General features: G+C 35.6%; 4 protein-coding genes. 3 read left to right on the top strand and 1 reads right to left on the bottom strand.

The features are described from left to right. From AC1DTM_RS19900 to AC1DTM_RS19890, 3 genes are all read left to right on the top strand, one after another. Window positions 1-1,349, top strand: a 1,349-nt coding sequence (locus AC1DTM_RS19900; RefSeq protein ID WP_477000711.1) for a peptidoglycan D,D-transpeptidase FtsI family protein, incomplete at its 5' end; no start/stop codon positions are given. Window positions 1,350-1,591: 242 nt separating this feature from the next. Further along, a complete protein-coding gene (locus AC1DTM_RS19895) occupies window positions 1,592-2,227 on the top strand; it encodes an FMN-dependent NADH-azoreductase (RefSeq protein WP_477000710.1) in 636 nt (211 codons plus the stop codon). 111 nt (window positions 2,228-2,338) lie between these two features. After that, complete coding sequence (locus tag AC1DTM_RS19890; RefSeq protein ID WP_002158013.1) at window positions 2,339-3,058, top strand: lysophospholipid acyltransferase family protein; 720 nt, start codon at window positions 2,339-2,341, stop codon at window positions 3,056-3,058. Window positions 3,059-3,095: 37 nt separating this feature from the next. On the opposite strand, the gene trhA is transcribed toward AC1DTM_RS19890, so the two are convergent. Continuing rightward, a complete protein-coding gene (trhA, locus tag AC1DTM_RS19885) occupies window positions 3,096-3,752 on the bottom strand; it encodes a PAQR family membrane homeostasis protein TrhA (RefSeq protein WP_002118985.1) in 657 nt (218 codons plus the stop codon). Between the last annotated feature and the right edge of the window lie 129 nt (window positions 3,753-3,881).

The following is a 3,881-nucleotide window of genomic DNA, read 5'->3' as shown; positions in this document are numbered from 1 at the left end:
AACCAGGGTATCTCGTACCAATTGGAATTTTGCCTGAGGGGGCAACGCAAAATACGTACATCGATTTACCAGGTGTTGCAACAAAACCTGTAAATGTTCGTACATATCCGTTAGGGGAAGCAGCAGCTCATCTAACTGGTTATATCGGAAAAGTAAATGCTGAAGATTTAAAAACGCTTCAAAAGAAAGGCTATCAAGCCGATGAACCAGTTGGTAAGGCTGGATTAGAGCAAGTATTGGAAGAACAGCTACGCGGGAAAAAAGGTGGTCGTGTCTTCATGGAAGATGCGCAAGGAAAAGAGATTAAAAATTTAGCGAAAACAGATGCTGTTGATGGAGAAAATGTAACTTTAACTATTGATAGTGCTACTCAAGAAAAAATTTATAATGAAATGAAAGGAGAGGCTGGATCTAGTGCTGCAATTAATCCGAAAAGCGGGGAAACGATTGCACTTGTAAGTAGTCCAGCTTACGATCCTAATCTTATTGCAAGAGGGACATCGAAGGCACAACGCGAAACTTGGAATAATGACCCGAAAAAACCGATGACGAATCGATTTACACAATTATCGGTTCCGGGTTCTGTATTTAAGCCAATTACAGGTGCAATTGGACTTGAAACAAAAACAATCGATCCGAAAGAAGAATTGAAAATTGAAGGATTGAAATGGACGAAAGATTCTTCTTGGGGCAATTATTACGTAACACGTGTAAAAGATGCAAATCCGATTGATTTTGATAAGGCAATGAAATACTCGGATAATATTTACTTTGCACAAGAAGCTTTGAAAATTGGAAAAGATAAATTTATGGCTGAGGCGAAAAAATTCGGATTTGATGAGAAATTACCAATTGAATACGGATTCCCAGTTTCTAAAATCGCAAGTGATGGCATAAAAAATGATATTCAAATGGCAGATACAGGATATGGACAAGGACAAGTCTTAATGACCCCTCTTCATTTAGCTTTAACGTATGCACCGATTGTAAATGATGGAACGATTCCGTCGCCATATCTTATTAAAACAGATAAACAACCAAAGGCCTGGAAAGAAAATGTGATTTCTAAAGGAACTCAAGATATATTGAAAACGGCTTTAACGAAAGTAATTAACGATCCAGATGGTACGGGGAAAATTGCAAAAATTGATGGTATGACTCTTGCTGGTAAAACAGGAACAGCAGAATTAAAAGTATCAAAAGAGGCAGAAGGAAAAGAACTAGGTTGGTTCGCTGCGTTTGATTTAAATTCACCTGATATGGTCATTACAATGATGATTGAAGATGTAAAAGGTAGAGGTGGAAGTAATATTCCGGCTGAAAAAGTGAAACATGTTTTTCAAAAGTAGTAATTGATGAAGACTATCTCCATGAAATATGGAGGTAGTTTTTTTATTTGATTAAAACCTTAATATTTATATACAAAAACTAACTGAAATAATATAACTTATTAACTTACGAAAAAAAAGCAGCTATTTTTTTATTGACAGCCATTAAAACTTTTTGTATTATACTTACATAAGGTAAGTTATTTACTTTAAAATTATAAATCTCAAATTAAAGATAAAATGTGTAAAAGGGAGCTAATACAATGACAAAAGTACTATTTATTACAGCAAATCCAAATTCAGCAGAAGGTTCTTTCGGTATGGCARTAGGAGAAGCTTTCATCGAAGCATATAAAAACGAACATCCACAAGACGAAGTTGTAACAATTGATTTATTCAATACAACTGTACCAGCAATCGATGCAGACGTATTCGCTGCTTGGGGTAAATTTGCAGCAGGCGAAGGATTCGAAACTTTAAGTGAAAATCAGCAACAAAAAGTTGCAGCAATGAACAATAACTTAGAAACATTTATGCATGCAGACCGTTATGTATTCGTGACTCCAATGTGGAACTTCAGCTACCCAGCAGTAGTGAAAGCATACTTAGATAACTTATCAATTGCAGGCAAAACATTCAAATATACTGAAAATGGTCCAGTTGGCTTACTAGAAGGCAAAAAAGCACTTCATATTCAAGCTACAGGCGGCGTTTACTCTGAAGGAGCATACGCATCTATGGACTTCGGTCGCAATCATTTAAATGCAGTATTAGGATTCATGGGTGTATCAGACACTGAATATATTGCAGTTGAAGGAATGAATGCAAATCCTGAAAAAGCACAAGACATTAAAGAAGCAGCAATTGTAAATGCACGCGAATTAGCAAAACGTTTCTAATATAGAAAACTTCAAAATGTCCAAACACTTGTTGTTTGGACATTTTTTCTTCTTTTTCCTTCGTTTGTCTAGTATAATGAAGGTCGGAATGATAATAGGTGGGGGTTCTGTATGATTCAAACGTTTTTTAAAATCTTTTATTTAATTTTAATCGTAATTGCGATTACACCAAGATTGTGGCGTATAAAAAGAAAAGCAAATGCGATGTCACCGCAAGAAAAAGATAGTGTTGTGTATAAAACCACAAACTGGTTTGGTAAGAAAATGGTGGGTGTAACTGGATCGACTGTAGAAGTAAAGGGACTTGAAAATGTTCCGAAAGACAAGCCAGTGCTAGTTGTAAGTAATCATCAAAGTAATATGGATATTCCTGTTTTACTAGGTTACTTAAATAAGCCAATTGGATTCGTTTCAAAAGCGGAAATTAAAAAGTTTCCGGTTGTACCAACATGGATGGAACTAATGAATTGTGTGTTTATGGACCGCAGCGATCGCCGTCAATCTCTTAAGGCAATTAAAGATGGAATTGAACTGTTAAAGAACGGGCATTCTATCGTAATTTTTCCAGAGGGAACGAGAAGTAAGGGTGGCGAAATCGGTGAGTTTAAAGCAGGGAGTTTTCACCTTGCTGTAAAATCTGGCGTATCTATATTACCAGTAACTTTAGATGGTACATATAAGATGTTTGAGGCTAATGGAAATCGTATGAAACCAGCTCATGCAACATTAACAATTTCTAAGCCAATTACACCTGAAGAATATGCAAGTATGGATGCTAAAGAGTTAACCCAGCATACAAAAGATATTATTGCATCTCAATTACATAAGTAATAAAAAAAGTTTCAGCTTAAACAAGCTGAAACTTTTTTTATGCTGCGGGTAAGACATAAAACAGTACGCAGAAAAACATCATTGTACTACCGCCTAGTACGAAGAGATGCCAAATGGCATGATTGAACGGAAGCTTTTCCCAAAGGAAGAATATAGCTCCGACAGAATACAAAATGCCGCCTATTAATAGTAGTGAGAAGCCGTGACCGGTTAAATTTTCATAAAGGGGTTTAATGGCAACGATGATGAGCCAACCCATAATGATATAACATAATGTTGATGTTTTAATAAAGCGACGAACAAAGAAGATTTTGAAAATAATTCCACCAATCGCAAGGGTCCAAATAATTGCGAGTAAAGTCCAACCGAGCGGGCCACGCAGTGTAATGAGTAGAAATGGTGTATACGTGCCGGCAATTAATAAATATATGGCGGAGTGATCTAAAATGGTAAATAACTTTTCTACTTTTGGATGATGGATACTATGTAGCAGTGTAGAAAATAAGTATAGCAAGAACATGCTTACGCCATAAACGGTAAAACCAACAACAGCAGATGCTGTACCATGTTTGGAAGCATGAATAATTAATATGATTAAGGCAGGGATGCTTAAAATGGCACCGATACCATGGGTAATTGCATTCGCAATTTCTTCTTTTACAAATTGGGTCATTCTTGTAATTTTTTGCGTCATAATGTTAATCCCTTTCACTGTATTGAGATAAGTTATATTTTCCTTAACCATATCATATACAAAAGGAATAGAAAATGATATTTGTATAATTGATTTTATTTTTGAATTTTTTTGACAAAAGACAACGGA

The sequence above is a fragment of the Bacillus sp. P4_D3 genome, from assembly GCF_056401855.1.
The sequence above is the reverse complement of the archived record's forward strand: the minus strand, read 5'-3'. Positions and strand labels throughout refer to the sequence as shown.

What these genes read in the sequence shown, in the direction of transcription:
- AC1DTM_RS19890 (WP_002158013.1), top strand. Translation starts at nt 2,339, where the DNA reads ATGATTCAAACGTTTTTTAAAATCTTTTATTTAATTTTAATCGTAATT.
- trhA (WP_002118985.1), bottom strand. Translation starts at nt 3,752, where the DNA reads ATGACGCAAAAAATTACAAGAATGACCCAATTTGTAAAAGAAGAAATT.